At 58.4% G+C, this 20268-nt stretch carries 21 protein-coding genes; 11 read left to right on the top strand and 10 right to left on the bottom strand.

Annotation, left to right across the window (positions count from 1 at the left end; translation table 11 throughout):
* Nucleotides 1-37 precede the first annotated feature (37 nt).
* A complete protein-coding gene (locus BUB69_RS10950; protein ID WP_073166093.1) occupies nucleotides 38-1384 on the top strand; it encodes a class II 3-deoxy-7-phosphoheptulonate synthase in 1347 nt (448 codons plus the stop codon).
* A gap of 7 nt (nucleotides 1385-1391) precedes the next feature.
* Here BUB69_RS10950 and BUB69_RS10945 read toward each other — a convergent pair whose 3' ends face one another.
* Nucleotides 1392-2597: a winged helix-turn-helix domain-containing protein gene (locus tag BUB69_RS10945; RefSeq protein ID WP_073166088.1), complete on the bottom strand. Its 1206-nt coding sequence runs from the start codon at nucleotides 2595-2597 to the stop codon at nucleotides 1392-1394.
* A 56-nt stretch (nucleotides 2598-2653) separates the two neighbouring features.
* Complete coding sequence (locus BUB69_RS10940; RefSeq protein ID WP_073166736.1) at nucleotides 2654-2887, bottom strand: DUF1127 domain-containing protein; 234 nt, start codon at nucleotides 2885-2887, stop codon at nucleotides 2654-2656.
* A gap of 95 nt (nucleotides 2888-2982) precedes the next feature.
* Here BUB69_RS10940 and BUB69_RS10935 point away from each other — a divergent pair, with 95 nt between their 5' ends.
* Nucleotides 2983-3837 carry a LysR substrate-binding domain-containing protein gene (locus tag BUB69_RS10935; RefSeq protein ID WP_205031512.1) on the top strand — a complete coding sequence of 285 codons (855 nt, stop codon included), beginning with the start codon at nucleotides 2983-2985 and terminating at the stop codon, nucleotides 3835-3837.
* Here BUB69_RS10935 and BUB69_RS10930 read toward each other — a convergent pair.
* Complete coding sequence (locus tag BUB69_RS10930) at nucleotides 3827-4573, bottom strand: sulfite exporter TauE/SafE family protein (RefSeq protein WP_175561694.1); 747 nt, start codon at nucleotides 4571-4573, stop codon at nucleotides 3827-3829. The two genes, BUB69_RS10935 and BUB69_RS10930, sit on opposite strands and share 11 nt — an antisense overlap.
* 203 nt (nucleotides 4574-4776) lie before the next feature.
* On the opposite strand from BUB69_RS10930, the gene BUB69_RS10925 reads away from it, so the two are divergent.
* From BUB69_RS10925 to BUB69_RS10910, 4 genes are all read left to right on the top strand, one after another.
* Nucleotides 4777-5250 (top strand): MarR family winged helix-turn-helix transcriptional regulator, encoded by a 474-nt coding sequence (locus BUB69_RS10925; protein WP_073166082.1) that lies wholly within the window; start codon nucleotides 4777-4779, stop codon nucleotides 5248-5250.
* Between the two features lie 143 nt (nucleotides 5251-5393).
* Nucleotides 5394-7487 carry a TonB-dependent receptor gene (locus tag BUB69_RS10920; protein WP_073166079.1) on the top strand — a complete coding sequence of 698 codons (2094 nt, stop codon included), beginning with the start codon at nucleotides 5394-5396 and terminating at the stop codon, nucleotides 7485-7487.
* Nucleotides 7488-7700: 213 nt separating this feature from the next.
* Complete coding sequence (locus tag BUB69_RS10915) at nucleotides 7701-8129, top strand: organic hydroperoxide resistance protein (protein WP_175561714.1); 429 nt, start codon at nucleotides 7701-7703, stop codon at nucleotides 8127-8129.
* Nucleotides 8130-8154: 25 nt separating this feature from the next.
* Nucleotides 8155-9174, top strand: a complete 1020-nt coding sequence (locus tag BUB69_RS10910) for an alpha/beta hydrolase (protein WP_073166076.1) — start codon at nucleotides 8155-8157, stop codon at nucleotides 9172-9174.
* 78 nt (nucleotides 9175-9252) lie between these two features.
* On the opposite strand, the gene BUB69_RS10905 is transcribed toward BUB69_RS10910, so the two are convergent.
* A complete protein-coding gene (locus BUB69_RS10905; RefSeq protein ID WP_005616505.1) occupies nucleotides 9253-9822 on the bottom strand; it encodes an elongation factor P in 570 nt (189 codons plus the stop codon).
* Between the two features lie 99 nt (nucleotides 9823-9921).
* On the bottom strand, nucleotides 9922-11055 hold the full coding sequence (gene earP / locus BUB69_RS10900; protein ID WP_073166072.1) for an elongation factor P maturation arginine rhamnosyltransferase EarP: 1134 nt from the start codon (nucleotides 11053-11055) through the stop codon (nucleotides 9922-9924).
* 172 nt (nucleotides 11056-11227) lie between these two features.
* Here earP and BUB69_RS10895 point away from each other — a divergent pair, with 172 nt between their 5' ends.
* From BUB69_RS10895 to BUB69_RS10880, 4 genes are all read left to right on the top strand, one after another.
* Nucleotides 11228-11614 (top strand): hypothetical protein, encoded by a 387-nt coding sequence (locus BUB69_RS10895; protein ID WP_073166067.1) that lies wholly within the window; start codon nucleotides 11228-11230, stop codon nucleotides 11612-11614.
* A 3-nt stretch (nucleotides 11615-11617) separates the two neighbouring features.
* Complete coding sequence (locus BUB69_RS28845; protein WP_073166064.1) at nucleotides 11618-12100, top strand: GreA/GreB family elongation factor; 483 nt, start codon at nucleotides 11618-11620, stop codon at nucleotides 12098-12100.
* 122 nt (nucleotides 12101-12222) lie between these two features.
* Nucleotides 12223-12429 (top strand): hypothetical protein, encoded by a 207-nt coding sequence (locus BUB69_RS10885; protein ID WP_024689010.1) that lies wholly within the window; start codon nucleotides 12223-12225, stop codon nucleotides 12427-12429.
* Between the two features lie 236 nt (nucleotides 12430-12665).
* Complete coding sequence (locus BUB69_RS10880; protein ID WP_073166060.1) at nucleotides 12666-13205, top strand: PaaI family thioesterase; 540 nt, start codon at nucleotides 12666-12668, stop codon at nucleotides 13203-13205.
* Between the two features lie 56 nt (nucleotides 13206-13261).
* On the opposite strand, the gene BUB69_RS10875 is transcribed toward BUB69_RS10880, so the two are convergent.
* The gene (locus BUB69_RS10875; protein WP_073166057.1) at nucleotides 13262-14554 is read right to left on the bottom strand and encodes a serine/threonine transporter; all 1293 of its coding nucleotides are present in this window, start codon (nucleotides 14552-14554) and stop codon (nucleotides 13262-13264) included.
* Nucleotides 14555-14890: 336 nt separating this feature from the next.
* Between BUB69_RS10875 and BUB69_RS10870 the strand changes: the two genes are divergently transcribed.
* Complete coding sequence (locus tag BUB69_RS10870) at nucleotides 14891-15511, top strand: TetR/AcrR family transcriptional regulator (RefSeq protein ID WP_073166054.1); 621 nt, start codon at nucleotides 14891-14893, stop codon at nucleotides 15509-15511.
* Between the two features lie 56 nt (nucleotides 15512-15567).
* On the opposite strand, the gene BUB69_RS10865 is transcribed toward BUB69_RS10870, so the two are convergent.
* The 4 genes from BUB69_RS10865 to BUB69_RS10850 all read right to left on the bottom strand — a co-directional run bounded on the left by BUB69_RS10865 (nucleotide 15568) and on the right by BUB69_RS10850 (nucleotide 20139).
* Complete coding sequence (locus BUB69_RS10865; RefSeq protein ID WP_073166051.1) at nucleotides 15568-15897, bottom strand: ComEA family DNA-binding protein; 330 nt, start codon at nucleotides 15895-15897, stop codon at nucleotides 15568-15570.
* Nucleotides 15898-16059: 162 nt separating this feature from the next.
* A complete protein-coding gene (locus tag BUB69_RS10860; RefSeq protein WP_073166047.1) occupies nucleotides 16060-18054 on the bottom strand; it encodes a polysaccharide biosynthesis protein in 1995 nt (664 codons plus the stop codon).
* A gap of 98 nt (nucleotides 18055-18152) precedes the next feature.
* Nucleotides 18153-19169, bottom strand: a complete 1017-nt coding sequence (locus BUB69_RS10855) for an MraY family glycosyltransferase (protein ID WP_073166043.1) — start codon at nucleotides 19167-19169, stop codon at nucleotides 18153-18155.
* Nucleotides 19162-20139: a UDP-glucose 4-epimerase family protein gene (locus tag BUB69_RS10850; RefSeq protein WP_073166038.1), complete on the bottom strand. Its 978-nt coding sequence runs from the start codon at nucleotides 20137-20139 to the stop codon at nucleotides 19162-19164. Before BUB69_RS10850 ends, BUB69_RS10855 begins: the two co-directional genes overlap by 8 nt.
* Nucleotides 20140-20268 lie beyond the last annotated feature (129 nt).

Here is a 20268-nt window from a genome sequence, read left to right as displayed (position 1 = left end):
AACATGCCGATCCGATTGCACAACCCTAGAGCCAACCATGAGCCAACCCTGGAGCCCCGACAGCTGGCGGGCACTGCCGATTCAGCAGCAACCTCAGTACCCCGACGCCGCGCATCTTCTGAAAGTCGAACAAAGCCTGGCCAGCTACCCGCCGCTGGTGTTCGCCGGCGAGGCACGAGAGTTGCGTCGTCAGTTTGCCGAAGTGACTCAGGGCCGCGCGTTCCTGCTGCAGGGCGGCGACTGCGCCGAAAGCTTCATGGAGTTTTCCGCCGCCAAGATTCGCGACACCTTCAAGGTGCTGTTGCAGATGGCCGTGGTGATGACCTTTGCGGCCGGCTGCCCGGTGGTCAAGGTCGGACGCATGGCCGGCCAGTTCGCCAAACCGCGCTCAGCCAATGATGAAACCATCGATGGCGTGACCTTCCCGGCCTATCGTGGCGACATCGTCAACGGCATCGGCTTCGATGAAAAGAGCCGCGTTCCAGACCCTGATAGGCTGATACAGGCCTACAACCAGTCCACCGCCACGCTCAATCTGCTGCGCGCCTTCGCGCAGGGCGGCTTTGCCGACCTGCATCAGGTGCATCAGTGGAACCTGGACTTCATCGCCAATTCGGCACTGGGCGAAAAGTACAGTCAACTCGCAGACCGCATCGACGAGACGCTTGCCTTCATGCGCGCCTGCGGCATGGACACCTCACCGCAATTGCGCGAAACCAGCTTTTTCACCGCCCATGAAGCTCTGTTGCTCAACTACGAAGAGGCCTTCGTGCGGCGCGACAGCCTGACCAACGATTACTACGATTGCTCCGCGCACATGCTGTGGATCGGCGACCGCACCCGGCAACTGGACGGCGCGCATGTCGAATTTCTGCGTGGCGTGAACAACCCGATTGGCGTCAAGGTCGGGCCGAGCATGAACACCGATGACCTGATCCGCCTGATCGACATCCTCAACCCGGACAACGATCCAGGCCGCCTGAACCTGATTGCGCGCATGGGCGCCAATAAGGTCGGCGATCACCTGCCGCAGCTGATTCGCGCTGTCGAGCGTGAAGGTCGCAAGGTGCTGTGGAGTTCGGACCCGATGCATGGCAATACCATCAAGGCCAGCAGCGGTTACAAGACCCGCGACTTCGCGCAGATCCTGGGCGAGGTCAAACAGTTCTTTCAGGTGCATCAGGCCGAAGGCACCTACGCGGGAGGCATCCACATCGAAATGACCGGGCAGAACGTCACCGAATGCATCGGCGGCGCGCGCCCCATCACTGAAGATGGCCTGTCGGATCGCTACCACACTCATTGCGACCCGCGGATGAATGCCGATCAGTCGCTTGAGCTGGCGTTCCTGATTGCCGAGACCCTGAAACAGGTACGCCGCTAGATTATCTTCAGCTTTCCAGCGCGCTTGCCAGACGCGCACCGCTGTCGCGCTGGCAATTGATCTGAATCCGCGCCAACCCCAGCCAATTGGCCAGTTGGCGCAGATTATCTGCCAGGGCTTGCATGCCCTCCTCCTCCAGTCCCGTCTGCTCTTCATGCACGGCATGCACCGCCAGGCGTCCGGCTGCACGCTCGGAACGCAAATCGACCCGTGCGGCGATGCGCTCGTTGTGCAGAAATGGCAGCACGTAATAGCCATAGACGCGCTTGTCCTGCGGTGTATAAATCTCCAGCCGATAGCGAAAGTCGAACAACCGCTCGGTTCGTGACCGCTCCCAGACGAGGGAGTCGAACGGCGACAACAGCGCGCTGGCAGTGACCTTGCGCGGCACCTTGCAGTCTGGCAGGCAGAAGGCTTTGTGCTTCCAGCCTTGAACCTGAACCCTCTCAAGCTCACCAGCCTCGACCAGTTCCGCCAGCAGGGTGCGGCTGGGCTGTGGGTCCTGGCGAAAATAATCGCGCAGGTCCTTCTCCGTGCCGACACCCAGCGCACTGGCGGCATGCAGCAACAGACCGCGCTGGGCATCCGCTTCGCTGATGTCGGGTTGATCGAGGAGGGTCATCGGCAACACGCGCTCGGGCAGGTCATACAGACGCTCGAAGCCGCGACGCCCCGCCACCGTCACTTCGCCCGCTGCAAACAGCCACTCCAGCGCCTGTTTCTCCACACTCCAGTCCCACCAGGGTCCGGCTTTTTCCTGACGGGTGCTCAGGCTGCCCGCGCCCAGCGCGCCCCGCTCGCGAACAGCTTGCAATACGCGTGCAATGGCGGGCTGCTGCTCCCGACCAAACCTGGCCAGCCCCTGATAGATGCCCTCACCCTGAGCCGCACGGCGCATGCGCCAGCGCATCAACGGGTACAGCTCGATGGGCAGCAATGAAGCTTCGTGCCCCCAGTATTCGAACAGACGTCGGTGTCGCCCCTGACTCCAGGCGGCCTGATCCAGCAACGTTGGCGAGTAATGACCCAACCGTGAGAACAGCGGCAGGTAGTGCGAGCGCACCAGCGCATTGACCGAGTCGATCTGCAACACGCCCAGTCGACTGATCAACTGTGTCACGTGGCTGGCCTTGACAGTGGCTGGCGGCTGGCGCCCGGTGAACCCTTGGGCGGCCAGTGCCAGACGACGTGCTTGTTTGAGGGATAACTCCATGGGCTTCAACGCTCCCGTTTCAAGCCCTTTACGCTAGCCGATTACAGAGTGCCCTGTCAGCGCCTCATGGGGTCGTCCCAGAACGGACGCTCGGTCTCCTGCAGAACATCGGCGCGGCTCAGACCCAGATCCTTCAGTGCCCCATCGCTCATCTGCGCGAGCAGACGACGTTGACGGTGCAACTCGTACCAGCGTGCCACGTGCGCTTTGAGCCACTTCAGCGCTTTGCCAAGCGGCAACCGCAAGGATGAGCTGGCGATCAGTACATACCCTTTTTGACCTTTCATCATCTTGCCCTTCATGTGGGGATGACTAAAGTCTCGCGCCGGGCTTAAGATCAATCCAACGAATGTTTCTTATGCAAGCCATCTGGGAGATTGATGCATTGGCCACCTACCCCGGCATCGACACCGAACTGCTGCGCACTTTTGTCGCCATCGCCGATCACGGCGGTTTTACGCGGGCGGGTGAGGTGGTCAACCGCACTCAATCTGCGGTCAGCATGCAAATGAAGCGACTGGAAGAAGATATCGTCCAGCGCTCGCTGTTTCGCAAGGACGGCCGTACTTTGAGCCTCACGGCAGAAGGACAGGTGCTGCTGGGCTATGCACGGCGCATCCTCAAGCTGCACAGCGAGGTGTTCAACACGTTGCGCGAACCCCACATGGTGGGCGTGGTGAAGATCGGCTCGCCGGACGATTACGTGATGCGCTTTCTGCCCGGCATCCTGTCGCAGTTCTCGCAGGCCTATCCACTGGTTCAGGTCGAAGTGCATTGCGAACCGTCGGATCTGCTTTTGCAGCGCAATGACCTGGACCTGACCATCGTGACCCGCAAGCCCGGCAATGAAATCGGCCAGTTGCTGCGGCGCGAACACCTGGTCTGGGTCGAGGCCAACGGTCATGCGCCCCATGAGCAGACGCCCATGCCGTTGGCGATGTTCAATACCCGCTGTTTTTGTCGGGAATGGGCCTGCAATGCCCTCGACACCCTCGAACGTGAGTACCGGATCGCCTACAGCAGCGCCAGCATGGCGGCGATCATGGCGGTGGTCGGCGCAGGTCTGGCCGTGACCGCGCAGTTGCAGAGTCTGGTCACGCCGGATCTGCGTATCCTCGGCGAAGCGGAAAACCTGCCGCAACTGCCCACCGCCAGCGTGGTGTTGCTGCGAAACCCCGACAATCCCTCACCCATCACCGAATGCATGGCCGATTACATTGCCGAGGGTTTCAGACTTTAAGCGCCAGGATCACCGCGCAGAGCACCAGAAACACACAAAACATTGAGCGCAATTTGCGCTCTGGCAACGAATGCGCGAGCTTCACGCCCCAACTGATACTCGCCAGGCCGCCGACAGCCAGCGGGATGCCCATGGACCAGTTCACATGATCATGCAGTGCGTAGGTGACCAGCGTGATCCCGGTGCTGGGTGCTGCCAACGACAACGCCAGGCCCTGCGCCACCACTTGAGTGGCACCAAATACACTGGTCAGGATCGGCGTGGCGATCACCCCGCCGCCCACACCGAACAGACCGCCTGTGACACCGGAGCCCACGCCCAGCAGCCACAGCCATTTTTCATGGCGCAGTTGCGAACTGGCCTGCCCCTTACGCCAGAACATCTGCGCCAGATTGAACACGGTCAGCACAACCAGGAAACCGACGAACGCCAACCGCATGCCCTGCGGATCGAGGCGAACCGCGAGCAATGACGTCAGCCAGGCGAACAGGAAACTGGGCACGATGAGCATCAGCGCGTTGCGCAGCAGAATGCGGTTACGTTGGTTGTAGCGCCACAACGCCAGCAGCACATTGGGCAAGACCATCAATAATGCGGTGCCCTGCGCCAGTTGCTGGTCCAACCCGAACAGCACACCGAGCGCGGGAATCGCCACCAGACCGCCGCCGATTCCGAAGAGCCCGCCCAGCGTGCCCATTGCCGCCCCCAACACTACAAACATCAAGACTTCGATCACGCCACATCCCCAACCAATCAATGGCCAAATGCTACGCAGTCTTGCGCGTGAGGCAAACGATCAACGTCGACAAAGCGGCTTTTTTTGCGCGCCGCCGTCCTGACCCGGCGACTGGCTAAGCGTTGCGCCAATGAAATTGTCTGGCGCATTAAAGATCGCAACACTAAATTAAGCCCCTCCTTCACCGCGCATGAGGAATGCCCATGGACGCCGACGACAGCCTTACCCCCACCGCCTCCGCCGATTGCGACTCGCTGTTGCTCGACAATCAATTGTGTTTTGCCCTGTATTCCACCTCGCTGATGATGACCAAGGTGTACAAGCCCTTGCTTCAGGCGCTGGGGCTGACCTATCCGCAATACCTGGCGATGATGGTGTTGTGGGAAAAGGACGGGCTGACCGTTGGCGAGGTGAGTACACGTCTGTTGACCGATCCGGGCTCGTTGACGCCGCTGCTCAAACGCCTGGAGGGCGAGGGTTTCATCAGCCGCACACGCAGCAAGGAAGACGAGCGCGTCGTGCTGCTGCATCTCACTGAACAGGGTCGCGCCTTGCAGCACAAAGCCACGACGGTACCGGGCTGCATTCTGTCCGCCAGTGGCTTGAACATGGACCAGCTTCGCGAGCTGCAAGGCAAACTGCTGGATCTGCGTGAACATTTGCATGACAGCTTGTGACGGACGCATGATTGAACTGTAACAACCATGAAATATTAAGAAACAATCAGTGGCATATCGGAAACAGGAATTCTTAGTACAAGCAAATAGCAAGCATTACCATTCGCATCCTAAAAATCACAGCCCTCTGGATGCGCATCTTCATGCCTGCCCTCATTCGCCTCAAACCTGCCTCCCTCGGTTTTTCCGTGCTGCTTACAGCGGGCTATGCCTGCGCCGCGCCCACCACACTGCCTGAACTCTCGATTGAAGCCGACACCCTTATCGATGACCCCAGGGTCAAGGAAGTCAGCACCGCGACGCGCACCTCAACCCCCGCGCGCTATGTGCCGCAGGCCATCGATACAGTGAAGACCTCCAGCGTTCTGGATTACGGCACCAACGATCTGGGCACAGCACTCAGTGGCCTCCCTAATGTCAGCAGCGCGGCGGACACGCGTTTCGACGGTCTGAGAATCCGGGGCTTCGACGCCAGCAATGATTTCTATCTGGATGGCATTCGCGACGATAGCCAGTACGTGCGCGACCTGCATAACATCGAGCGGATTGAGGTATTGAAAGGTCCGGCAGCCGTGCTCTATGGCCGTGGTAGCCAGGGCGGCATCGTCAACCGGGTCAGCAAGTTGCCTCAGGCAGGCAGGCGCTCCACGCTTGAAGTCCAGGGCGGCAGCGAGGACCTGCGCAGCCTGTACGCCGACCTGAGTGCCGACCCCAGCGAAAATGTCAGCCTGCGCCTGAATATGGGCAATCAGGACAGCAACAGCTTTCGCGACGATGTCTCCAGCAGCCGACAGCTGTTCGCGCCTTCGATCAGTTGGCAACTGACGCCTGCGCTGAACTGGCTGGTGCAGTATGAATACAGCCGCTACGACCGCACGCCGGATCGCGGTATTCCGGGCATCGGTGGGCGCCCTGCCGATGTGCATCGCGGCACCACCTACGGCGACGACCGGGATTACATCGACGACCGGTCGCAGTCGCTGCGCTCGAAACTGACCTATGAACTCAATGACAACTGGCAGCTCCGCCAGACGCTGGGCGTGTTCAAGCTCGACAGCGATTTCGACAACACCTACCTGACCGGCTACGACCCGAGCACCCGGCGCGTGACCCGCCAGCACTGGCAGCAGGATCTCAGTACCCGCAACGTCTTCAACAATCTGGAGCTGGAAGGCCTGGTGGAAACATTCGGCCTGGAGCATCGGCTCTTGACCGGCCTGGAAATGGGCAGCCAGCGCCGCGACCCGACGCTGTATACCGCAGCGACATCAGGCGCAGGATTCCAGGCCGTTCCGGCGCTGGATCTGTTCGAGCCGGATCGTAACCAGAGTCACACGGGCCGGATGATCGTCTCCAGTGACAACCACACCGAGGTCGAAAGCCGCGGGCTTTATGTGCAGGACCAACTGCGCCTGAACGATCAATGGCAAGTACTGGGCGGGCTGCGTTACGACCGCTTCGAAGTGGAGACCACCAATCAGCTTCGCGGCATCAAGGATCAGCGCGATAGCAACAGCACCAGCCCGCGCGTAGGCGTGGTGTGGACGCCCGTGCGGGACCACTCGTTCTATGCATCCTGGACCAAGACGTTCTCGCCGGTCGGTGGTGGCTTGATCGGCATCACACCGGGCGCATCGGGCAATGCCAATGACCTGAGCCCGGAGATGACCCGGCAGAAGGAAATCGGGGTCAAAAGCGACTGGTTGAACGAACGCCTGAGCACCACGCTCGCGGTCTATGAACTGGAGTTGTACAACCGCCGCACCACCGATCCGGTCAACCCGACCATCACCTTGCTGACTGGCCTGCAGCGTTCACGCGGTATCGAACTGACGGCCACCGGTCAGTTGGCCAGCCATTGGTACCTGCGCGGCGGCATTGGTCTGCAGGACGCAACGATCGTGGAAGACGACAACGGCCTTGAGGGCAATCGCGTCAGTAACGTGGCGCGACGCAACGGCAGTGTGTTCCTGACCTGGAAGCCGGAAATGGGGTGGTACGCAGAGACCGGACTGACCCTGTCAGGCGAGCGTTACGCCGACAACCAGAACACCACGGTGCTCCCCGGCTACGGTCGCTGGGATGCGCTGGCAGGCTTTCGCCAGAAGGACTGGGACGTACGCGCGGCGCTCAACAACCTGACTGATCGCACGTACTACAGCTCGGCGACCAGCGCCGGACAGATTCGCGTCGGCGATCCGCGCAATCTGGTGGTGACCGGAACTTACAGTTTCTGAGTATCAGCACTTCGTTCTGATCGTGCCCATGCCTGGCGTGGGCACACCTCCACGGGACACCGCGCGTCGCACCTTTGTCGGGCCGTCGCCCCTCTCTGCTCACATCCTTATTCTTTTCAAAAATTAACTTGCGCGCAAAGTATTCCAGGGATACATTGAATTCGCTATTAGTTAGCGCGCAAACATTTAGCGCATAAAGTCATCTCTACAGGGATCCAGACCATGAACACTCTCTACACCGCAGTCGCAACTTCCACCGGTGGCCGTGATGGCCGTGCCGTTTCCAGCGACAAGGTTCTCGATGTAAAACTCGCCACCCCAAAAGAGCTGGGCGGTGCCGGTGGTGAAGCCACCAACCCTGAGCAACTGTTTGCCGCCGGTTACTCGGCCTGCTTCATCGGCGCGCTGAAATTCGTCGCCGGCCAGAGCAAGCGCAGTATCCCTGCCGATGCGTCGATCACCGCACATGTCGGCATCGGTCAGATCCCCGGCGGCTTCGGTCTGGACATCGACCTGCACATCAGCCTGCCAGGTCTTGAACAAGCCGACGCCCAGCAGTTGGTCGATGCCGCTCACCAGGTCTGCCCGTACTCCAACGCCACCCGTGGCAACGTCGATGTGCGTCTGCACGTCACCGTCTGATCCTCGCCCGCCACAGGAATCGAACATGAAAACTTTCAGCAAAGTAGTGACCGGTACGCTGCTCGCCCTGTCTGTCAGCAGCGCATTCGCCGCAGGCGATTCGGGCGTTGAGCACAACACCCAGGCCTTTCTCGATGCACTGAACTCGGGCACCGGCAAGCCCATCGAGCAACTGTCGCCCAAGGACGCCCGCGCGGTATTGGTCGGCGCTCAGTCAGGGGTGAAACTGACCCTGCCCAGGGCCGATGTCAGCGAGAAAACGATCAAGGTCGACGGCCAGTCCATCAGCCTGAATATCGTGCGTCCCGCAGGCGTCAAAGGGACTTTGCCGGTTTTCATGTTCTTCCACGGCGGCGGCTGGGTCCTGGGTGATTTCCAGACTCACGAACGCCTGGTTCGGGATCTGGTTGCAGGCTCTGGCGCCGTTGCGGTGTTCGTCAATTACACGCCTTCGCCTGAAGCGCATTACCCGACTGCGATCAATCAGGCCTACGCGGCCACTCGCTGGGTGGCTGAGCATGGCAAGGAAATCAACGTCGACGGCAAGCGTCTTGCCGTGGCTGGCAACAGCGTCGGCGGCAACATGGCGACAGTGGTTGCCCTGATGGCCAAGGAAAAAGGCACCCCGGCGCTGCGCTACCAAGTGCTGCTGTGGCCTGTGACGGATGCCAATTTCAACACTGCGTCCTACGACCAGTATGCCGAAGGCCACTTCCTGACGCGCAACATGATGAAGTGGTTCTGGGACAACTACACCACCGACGCGGCGCAGCGTAACGAGATCTACGCCTCACCGTTGCGCGCCACCATCGATCAGTTGAAAGGCTTGCCGCCTGCGCTGGTCCAGACCGCCAGCGCTGATGTGTTGCGCGATGAAGGTGAAGCCTATGCCCGTAAACTGGATCAGGCTGGCGTGCCCGTCACGGCTGTGCGTTACAACGGCATGATCCACGACTACGGCTTGCTCAACGTGGTCAGTCAGGTGCCGGCGGTTCGCTCCGCCATGCTGCAAGCGTCCGAAGAGCTGAAAGCACACTTGAAGTAACGCCATCTGCCGAATCGCAGGCAAAAAGAAACCCGCATCGCTGCGGGTTTCTTGCGTAACGGGGTTACAAAACCATGCTTATTTGGCACGGCCTTTGTAGGAACCGCCTTCACGGGTATCGATCTCGATCATGTCGCCGATTTCGATGAAGTCAGCCACGCTCAGCTCAGTGCCGTTCTTCAGTTTGGCAGGCTTCATGACCTTGCCGGAAGTGTCGCCACGAGCCGAACCTTCGGTGTAGTCAACCTGACGCACGATAGTCGTCGGCAGCTCTACGGAAACCAGACGCTCTTCGAAGAACACGGCTTCGCACACGTCGGTCATGCCTTCTTCAACGAAAGGCAGAACGCTTTCGATGTCTTCGGCGTTCAGTTCGTACATGGTGTAATCGGAGGTGTCCATGAACGTGTAAGTGTCGCCGCTGATGAAGGACAGAGTCGCTTCCTTACGGTCGAGGATCACGTCGTCCAGTTTGTCGTCAGCGCTGTAAACGATCTCGGTCTTGTAACCGGTCAGCAGGTTCTTCAGCTTGGTCTTCATGATTGCGCTGTTACGACCGGACTTGGTGAATTCAGCCTTCTGAACCAGCCAAGGGTCGTTTTCCAGACGGATCACGGTACCGGGTTTCAGCTCTTTACCAGTTTTCATTGCATATATCCGAATTTGGATGAGATTAACCAAAGGCTCTGTACGAGAAATAGCCTTGGAGGGCACTTTTCGTACAGAGCCTTACATCAAGGCCGCGTATCATAGCGAATTTCCATAAAACTGCACCAGCGCTGCGGCGAGATCCTTGCGAGCGGCCTGTTCTTCGCACCAGCGTTCGGCGTGGCTCTGGATCTCCACCCAGTGGATCATCATCGCCTGCCAGCTCGCGTCCAGCGGCAGGCTGGCGTTCCAGCTTTGCCAGAACGCGTTCAGGGCCGACGCAGCCTCTGCCGACAGGCCTGCCAGGTAGAGTTCCAGAAACGCGTCAAGCTTGGGCAGATGTGCATCGCCTTCCTGCTGATAGATGTGCCAGAGCATCGGCCTGCCCGCCCATTGGGCTCGCACGAACGAGTCCTCGCCTCGTACCACATTGAAATCGCAGCTCCACAGCAAGCGGTCGTATGCCTCCTGCCTGACGAACGGCAGTATCTGGACCGTCAGAACGCCCCGCTGCTCAATGCTGCCAACCGTCAGTTCAGCCATGTCGAGCCAACGCTGCACGTCGGCAAGAATGCGCCCTTCCGGGACCAGCAACTGCGTGGCATGACTGTCGCGGGCAAGGGCATCGAGCCAACTGCCAAGCGCCGGGTTCTCGTAGGCAAACAGCGAAATCAGACGCGCCCCTGCTATCGGCTTTACGCCCAGCGTCTGCAGAAAGGTCTGCTGCGCCGCCACGTCGTGCTGAAAAGCCCGACGTTGCTCGATCAGACCCTGCTCGCGCAGCAATCCGCCGGTGGCGTCCCGAAAGCCGGGGAAGAAAAAGAATTTCTTCAAACCACTCGACTGCAGCGACGGCAAGCCATGGCAGCCCGTCACCCACTCTTCGGCGCTCAGATAATCGAGGTTGAGCCACACCGGCCTTGGCGAGCGCTGCAGCATGGCGTCGGTGTAATGAGCAGGAAGCCGGCAGGCGAACGACTCAATCACTGCGTCGGGAATGTCCGTGTTCACCCATTCTGCGGGCCAGTGACAGACACTGACGCCTTCCTGCCACTGCTGGGCGGCCTGAGGATCCGCTTGCGGACACAGACGGGCAAATGCCGACAGGTCGTCGATCCATAGACGAACGGTCAGGTCGTGCTCGGCGACAAGTTGACGCGCCAGGCGCCAGGTGACGCCCACATCCCCGTAGTTATCGACCACATTACAAAAAACGTCCCAAGAGGCTTTCATCCGGGCTCCCTGAGGCCTGTCCGTAAAACATCGATTGTCCTTCAGAACGCCCCTTCCCCACCAGCCTTGAGCCTTGAGCGCCTCTGATGCGGCAGAAGCCGCGTGTGCAGTTGTCATCCACACGCGTCAGGCATGGCACAATCGCACTGCGCCCTTCGCAAGGAACTCCGCCATGCCGTCCCACATCCGCCGTCGCGAACTGTATGTGTCCCTGAAATTGATTCTGTGCATTGCCCTGGGTATCTGGCTTGGAGCCATGGCGGTAGTCCTGACCGGCTGGCTGTTATACAAAAGCCTTCCTCCTGCACAGACCGTTGCGCTGGAAAAAGCCGCCACTCAACTGACAGCGCCGCCTGCACCGCAGGTTGAACCCGAAACAGCGATGTTCAGGAAATACGAGCAGAGCCTGCGCGAAAGCGAAGCCAGACAGGCCCGCGAGCAGACGCAGGAGCAACAGCAGCGCAATTTCAGCCGCGCCAAATGCGACTTCTGGATGCAGCAGGACCGCACCGCGCCGAGCGAGAAAAGCCGCGCCAGCATCAACGAATATTGCGGATGAGCCATGAACAAGCAGGACGTGCTGCAACGCATCACCGATAGACTGGCGGTGGATCTGGACATTGCGCAACGCGCCGCCCAGACCGCCTATGAAGCCGCCACACACGAAGAAAACATCGCCGAAAACAAATACGACACGCTGGGGCTGGAAGCCTCCTATCTCGCTGCCGGCCAGGCGCGTCGCGTCGATGAAATCCGTCAATCGCTGGCGCTCTACCGGAACTGGTCACTCAAGGCGTTCGATGAATCCTTCGGCATTCAGGTCGGTGATTTGATCACCCTCGAGGGCGAAGCGGGTCAGGTGCAGTATCTGTTCCTGGGGCCTGACGCAGCGGGGCTGAAGGTTCACGCAGGCGAATGTCTGATTACCGTGATAACGGCTCGCGCACCGCTGGGGCAGAACCTGCTGGGAAAATTCGCAGACGATGTCGTACAGATTGTCATCAACGGCGTCCGACAATCCTTCGAGATCACTCAAACCTTATGAATCACCCTATCTGAAGGGTTGATCGGGCCAAGTTTTTCTGGGTAAGGTGGGGCCGTCGCTAAAACCGCAATAATCGGGGCTACATCACAGCAAGCAAGGACTAACACCCAAGGAGATTTTTCATGACGAACGTCATAGCATTCCCTGACGCCCATGAACGTGATCGCCTGAAGTCCAGTCAAGATCCGGCGTTGAGATACCTGAACAAAAAAGAGCGACTGCTGATCGACCAACTGCGTTCGACCAGCCATGCGGGCCGTCAGTATGTGTACGACTACGCAAGCATCATGCACCTGTCCAGGCCCTTGTATCCTGAACCGCTAGAGTGATGGCCCGGCATCCGGGCTGAACATCCTGCAGAAAATACGCTCAGGGCCTCTTTAGCAGGCCCTGACAGCGATGCGCCGTGACTGGCGCACTTTCCTTCTTTTCATACCGACCTCCCTGCCCGGCAACCCCTGGCGGCGCTGAGTGCGCGCGGCAATTTTTAATTGCGATCATCATCATTAATTGATTACGATCGCAATCAATTAATCCGCCCGTCGTCGCTATGGAGTACCGCGTCATGCAGAATCTCTCGCGTGAAGAAAAGATCGAATTGTGGATGGCAGAGGAGAAAACCGTGCGCGCCACGCTCGGTCCGCCCGGCGACACGGGGCTTGCAGAGGTGGCCCTGCTGGAGCCTATCGATTTCTTCAACGGTATAGGTCGCGGCGATCTACCCAGCCCGGCACTAGGCGCGTTGATGGGCTTTGTTCCGCTTGTCTACAGTGAGGGGCAATTCATCTTTCAGGGTACGCCGGACAGCCGACATTACAACTCGCTGGGCATTGTCCACGGCGGTTATGCCGCGACGCTGCTGGATTCGTGCATGGGCTGTGCAATTCATACCCGGCTCAAGAAAGGCCAGGGGTACACCACACTGGATTTGCGCGTCAGTTATATCCGCGCACTGACCGACAAGGTTGGCCCCGTCCGCGCAGAAGGCAAGGTCATCCATGTGGGCCGGTCTACGGCAGTCGCCGAAGGTCGGTTGTATGACGTGGATGACCGTCTGTATGCCACTGCGAGCACCACTTGCATGATTCTTACCATGAGTTCGTAAGAAACGTCAGCCGGTTGAGGGGCGCAGGACCGGACGGTGACTGCGCCCTCATGTCGTCAACCTTGCAAAACCCACTCGATGGCCGGATACGCCAGCGCAGTGATGGCGACCAGCCCGGCAATGACCACGAAGACGTTGGACAGCTTGCCCGAGTACTTGCGCATGGCGGGTACCTTGCGAATGGCGTACATCGGCATAAGGAACAGCAATGCCGAAATGATCGGGCCACCCAGGGTTTCAATCATGCCCAGAATGCTGGGGTTGAGCGTCGCCACGATCCAGCACACCACCAGCATGAACGCAGCGGTCATACGGTCGAGCATTTTAGGAGCGGGACGGCGACCGGTTTTGACGATCAGACCTTTCAGCCCCTCACTGGCACCGATGTAGTGGCCCAGGAACGACTTCGAGACGGCCACGAATGCAATCAGCGGCGCGACGAATGCGATGGTCGGATTACTGAAATGATTGGCCAGATAAGACAGGATCGACAGGTTCTGTACCTTGGCCTCGGCCAGTTGAGCAGGCGACAACGTCAGCACGCAACTGAATACGAAGAACAGCACCAGCACGACCATCAACACGTGGGCGCGGGCCAGAATCTGTGAGCTACGCGCCTCGGCGTTTTCACCGTACTGGCGCTTCTGCTCGACGGCGAAAGCGGAAATGATCGGGGTATGGTTGAACGAGAACACCATCACCGGAATGGCCAGCCACAGGGTCGGCAGAAATGCCGAAGGCTCGGGCAGCGTCGTTGCAGTACTCAGAATGCCGCCGTTCCAGTGCGGAATCAGAAATACGCTCAGGAACAGCAGTGCAACGATAAAGGGGTAAACCATCAGGCTCATGGCCTTGACGATGAAACGCTCCCCGCACCGCACCACGGCCAGAAGTCCCACGATCAACACGAACGCCAGCACAGCACGCGGCGGTGGCTGCACCTGCAATTGGTGCTCAAGGAAGCTGCCCACCGTGTTGGTAAGGGCCACGCTGTAAATCAACAGGATCGGGAAGATGGCGAAGAAATAAAGCAGGGTGATCAGTGCGCCTGCGCCCTTGCCGAAATGTTGTTCGACCACTTCGGTGATATCCGCCCCTTCTCGCCCGGACAACACGAAACGTGTCAGCCCGCGGTGGGCATAGAACGTCATGGGGAAGGCCAGTATGGACAGCGCCAGCAAGGGCCAGAATCCGCCGATGCCCGCGTTGATCGGCAGAAACAGAGTGCCTGCGCCAATCGCGGTACCAAACAGGCCCAGCATCCAGGTCGTATCACTACGGTTCCACGCGGCAGCGCGCGCGGAGGTTGACTCCAGACGTTCTACGACGCCATTTGCCTGATCATTCATCCGGTCGACTCTCCGTGGCCGGTTAATCAAAAGGGAAACGCATCAAAAAACGGGCAGTCCGCGTTCCCCCGGAAAACAAGGGGCCGGATTGTCCGGGATTACGCCGAGAAATCAACGGTTTTGTCTGACGGATCTGTAGGTTCTGAACCACAACGGACAAATTTTGCTCAGTTCCGAACATCTGAAAAGAACGTCAGAGTCGCCTGGCGGCCATACCGCCTTTAGGTTTTGCGTGGAAACGTCGGAATCGCAGCGCTTCAAACCTATGCTGCATCGTTTCATCTATCCATGTATAAAGGCGTTGTAATACTTCGGCCACTTCCTGGAGAATCGAGCATGCGTTACGCGCTTGATCGTAAAGCCCAAACTCATCAGCGGATTGTCAAGGAAGCATCCGTACGTTTTCGCCGGGATGGCATTGGAGCAACGGGGCTGCAACCCCTGATGAAATCGCTGGGTCTGACCCACGGCGGTTTCTATGCTCATTTCAAGTCAAAAGATGACCTTGTCGAGCAGGCGTTGAGACAGTCCGTGGATGACGCCAAGGTGCTCACCCGCGAGATGTTTGCCGGGCAGGATGCGCTAAGCGAGTTCATCGATCTCTACCTGTCCAGCCCACACCGTGATGAACCGGGAACAGGTTGTCCGTTACCGAACATGTGCGCTGAACTGGGTCAGATGGAACGTCCTAGCAAACTGACTGACGAGATCACGCTTCATCTGCTGGAAACGTTCGAAAACGCACTGCAAAGCGAAGATTCCCAATCAAAAAGTGTACTGATTCTCTCGAGTCTGGTGGGGGCGTTGATGCTATCGCGCAGCGTTCATGACCGGCAACTTTCAGATCACATACTGAACGTGACTCGAGACCATGTGAAGTTACATGTCTGCCAACAGGAAAGTGCATCAGCGCTTCAACAACCGGCGCTGTCGACAGACTCTGCACTGATCAACTAAACACAAAGAAAAGGCCGACGCATGTCGGCCTGTTCTTGATTAATGAACGTCCGCGATTATTCCACTGACAGTTTGTCTCGATTTTTTTCGAGAATGGATTTACCGATCCCCTTCACCTCGATCAATTCATCAACCGATGTGAACGCCCCGTTACTTTCCCGGTAGGCCACAATGGCATCAGCCTTGTTCTTGCCGATACCGGCCAGTTCCTTCTGCAGGGTTTCTGCATCGGCTTTGTTGAGGTTGATCCTGTCTGCCTGTGCCGCCTGCACTGCCGCAGCAACGGGGGCTTCCACACTGCTCGGCGCGGCGGGTGCCGCTGTTACGGCAACCGAGGCGCTGGTCAACAAGGCAAACATCAAGGCAGAGAAAAAAGTAGTTCGCATAACTGACGCTCCATAAAGTTTAAGGCAGCTTTCCGAAGCTGCGACTGAAACTTAGACCAGCGCACGTCGTTATCAAAGTAAACGAGCATTGCCAGTTATGTCGGGCACACTGTTCGCGGGCTTATTGCACTAAAAACTTACAGCAGGAAACACTTCATCACTTCAGGTCTCATTGCGGCGCTCCTGATACATCCAGTCAACTATCTCCCCTTCGGGCGTATAGCCACTAACTGTTTCGCGAAGTAACTGCCTGACACTGGTGTAATCATCCTGATCAACGGCATCCAGCAAGCGGGTCAGCCGCCCTTTCAATATTTCCCACGGTAAATAGTCTTCATTGGCACTCATGATCATCGGGTGCTCGGTCGCCACCACGTTGTCGCCAATCAGAAGTTCCTCATAAAGCTTTTCGCCTGGGCGCAAACCGGTGAATTCGATGGAGATATCACCATGCGGGTTCTTTTCCGAACGAATGCTCAGGCCCGAAAGATGGATCATCTTCTCGGCCAGTTCAATGATCTTCACCGGCTCGCCCATGTCCAGAACGAAAACGTCGCCACCATGCCCCATGGAGCCGGCCTGAATGACCAGTTGCGCGGCCTCCGGAATGGTCATGAAATAACGGGTGATTTTCGGATGCGTCACCGTCAACGGCCCACCCGTCTGGATCTGCTTGTGGAACAAGGGAATCACCGACCCCGATGAACCCAGCACGTTGCCGAAACGAACCATGGTGAAACGGGTTTTGTTGACCTGATAGACGTTGGCTTTGTCGCCGAAAATCACCGGCGCCGTCTCACGACTGAGGGCCTGCAAGATGAGTTCGGCAAGCCGCTTGGTACTGCCCATGACGTTGGTGGGGCGCACCGCCTTGTCCGTGGAGATCAGCACGAAGTTCGACACACCTGCCTGCAAGGCCGCCTGCGCGGTATTAAGGGTGCCGACGACATTATTGATGACACCTTCAGCGATATTGTGCTCGACCATCGGTACATGCTTGTAGGCGGCCGCGTGGTAAACGGTATCGACCTTCCAGGCCTTCATGATCGTCAGCAGTTTGGGGTGATTGCGCACCGAACCCAGAATGGGCAGCAATTTGACGCTCAGGGATTCACGGGCGGCGCGCTGCTCCAGTTCGAACAGAATGCTATAGAGATTGAACTCACTGTGGTCGAGCAGTAGAAGCTTGGTAGGTCCCAGCAACAGAATCTGCCGGCACAGTTCGGAACCGATCGAGCCTCCTGCCCCCGTCACCAGCACCGTCTTGCCCTTGATGCAATGCTCAAGCAGATTCTCGCGCGCAGGCACCGAGTCTCTTCCCAGCAGGTCGGCGATGTCGACCTCCTGCAGGTCATCCACCTTCACCCGACCGGCAGCCAGATCCATGAATCCCGGAACGCTTCGCACGTGCAGCGGGAAGCCCTCGAGAAATCCCAATATCTCGCGACGGCGTCCACGTGATGAGGACGGAATTGCCAACAGGATTTCCTGCGCGCCCGTGACGTCGATCATGCGTTGTATGTGTTTTGGCTTGTAGACCTGAAGCCCGGAGATGACCCGGTTGGAGATGGATTCGTCATCGTCGATAAACGCGACCGGGTGCATCAACCGCCCCATCCGCAGTGCTGCGACCAATTGATTGCCTGCAGCGCCTGCGCCATAGATGGCGACCTTCTGCAAACCGTTGTCCCGTTTGGCGAACGGGACATGCTGCGCCGCCGAAAACCAGTCGCCCAGAAAGTATTGCCGCATGGCCAGGCGCAGACCGCCGATCATCACCATGCTCAGCCACCAGTAATTGAAGATGACCGAACGGGGTACCAGTTGCTGATGGTTGCTGTACACGTAAACCATGCAGCCGAGAATCAGGGAGGAAAGCGTGACCGCCTTGATGATCGCGATGAGCGCGTCATTGCCGAAGTAGCGCATGACCGCACGGTACATGCCGAAGCGAATGAACAGCGGAATGGCAGCAAGCGGAGCACTGATGAAAAGCCAGGTGTGCTTTTCCAGCGGGTTGATCAGATCATCGATCCCGAGACGGACGATAAACGACATCCACAGGGCGAGCCATACCAGCAGAACGTCAGCAGCAACCTGGATTATTCGCTTTTTGCGGCGTGGCAACGCCAGCAGAACATCGCGTAACCTGCTCATCAATTCGTGATAGCTCCTCTGCCCTGGCTGTAAATCAGCACCGAAATTCGGTCTCTATGTAGCGTTTCACGGTATAGGACAACCCATAGTCCATTTCGTTAACTGCGCTCGGGCTGACCGGCGTTGAATCGCAACGCAATTATCACCAGCGGCGCATAGGCCACCGTGACCCATGTCATGCCGTCTCCCCCCATCAAAGCCACCCACAAGGCAATGGGCAGCAGCCAGACGATGTTGATAAGACCAACGGCCAGCGTTACGGGAAGATGCCTGCCGTAGTGGCGTGACGCAAACTGATAGGCGTGGCTGCGATGAGCCTCGTAGACCTTGTCGCCACGAAAGAGACGACGCAGCAGCGTCACCGTCGCGTCCACCACAAACACGCCCAGCAGGATCAACCAGACCCAGAATAGCTGAGGTGCCGACCAGGAAGCCTGAACAGAAAGTATTCCGAGCACGATGCCGAGAAATCCACTGCCGGCGTCGCCCATGAATATCCGTGCTGGCGGGAAATTCCAGTACAGAAATCCGACGACCGAAGCAGCCAGGAGCAACGGCCCCCACAACAACTCATTAAAGCCGCTCAGGGCGTAGACAAGGCTGATGCCGCCACACACCGTGACCGCCTCGACACTCGCGATCCCGTCGATGCCATCCATGAAGTTGTACAGGTTGAGCATCCAGACCAGATAGAAGACAGCCAGAACATGGCCAACCACGCCCAGATCGAAGGTCATGCTCATCAGGCTGATCGGCGCCAGTCCGCCCGACCACAGTAATGCCCAGACAGCCGCCGCGAAGTGTCCCAGCAGGCGCCAGCGCGCAGCGATGTGACCATGATCGTCCATGAAACCGATAATCGCCACCAGACCACCTGCGCCAATCAGCGCGATCAACGCGTTAACAGATATCAGGCCTGCCTGCGACAAGGCCGCCAACGCCAGTACAAACGCTATTACAATCGAAACGCCGCCGCCTCTGGGGGTTGGAATGGAATGCGAGCTACGGGCATTAGGCACGTCCATAAGGCTCCTGGACAGCGCATACCTGCGAAGCAGGGCCGTCAAACACAGCGAAAGAAAAGCGACAGCCGCGATCGATAGCCACTCAAGCATGGGTGTGTTCCAGATAATACAGAGCAGTCTCTTTCATCGCGTCTTCGAACTTGAGGGGAGGAGCCCAATCGAGCAGGGTACGGGTTTTGTCGATATCGACCTGAAGAGAGCCGCACAGGCGCTCGGAAAAGCCCTTTTTTCCAAGCATTGCAGCGGCAACGTGCAACGCCTTCGCCGGAACAGGCAGCAAACGTGCAGGCTTGCCCAGCGCCCTCCCCATCTGCCTCAAGAGCTGGGTGGTGGAAACATCGTGCCCATCACTGACCAGAAACGTCTGATCGGCAGCTGCCGGATGACGGATACAGGTCACGACGAGATCCACCAGATTGCCCAGAGAGACCAGGCTTCGACGATTATCGATCGCCCCCAATGGCAACGGCACGCCCTTGGCTAGCCAGCGCATCATGTTCAGGAAATTGGCCTTTACGCCTGGCCCGTAGACCAGAACCGGGCGAATGATCACAACCTCCATCCCGGTACGCGTCGCCAGCTCACGCAGCCCCTTCTCAGCCTGGTGTTTGGACAAGCCGTAGGGATCCTCGGGATGACAGACGTCATCAGCACGGAATGGGCGGCCCGAAACGGTTGATTCGCCATTGACCTTGATCGAGCTGAGAAAAATGAAACGCCTGACACCTGCCGCCGCGGCTTGCTCGGCAAGATTGAGCGTTGCAGCAACGTTGGTACGAAAGTATTCCTGTTCGGGCGCTGCGGCTGAATCGTTCAACACATGAACCCGGGCAGCACAATGAATGACGGCATCAACCCCCGCCACAAATGAAGCCCATTGATTATCCGGGGCAAGCGACCCGACCGTTATCGCGTCGATGCGGTCGCTGCAGGGTTTATACGTCCCTCGAACCGCCACTCGCACGCGCGCGGCAGTGTGCTCGATCAGATGACGAACGACCGCACCGCCAATGAAGCCCGTTGCACCTGTTATCGCAACCCACCCGGCCTCATCAGCCATATCACAACGCCTGTTCAAAGCCTGTGAATATTACTTGGATGAGGCAATTTAGCAACCGTAATAACAGTCCGCACTTCGAGCCCTTGCGACGGTAAACAGGCAGAATGGCATTTATTACCAGCGGCTTCG

It is taken from the genome of Pseudomonas asturiensis, from assembly GCF_900143095.1.
GTDB classification, from domain to species: domain Bacteria; phylum Pseudomonadota; class Gammaproteobacteria; order Pseudomonadales; family Pseudomonadaceae; genus Aquipseudomonas; species Aquipseudomonas asturiensis.
Note: the sequence above shows the minus strand (reverse complement) of the source record. Positions and strands in the feature narration are given on the sequence as shown.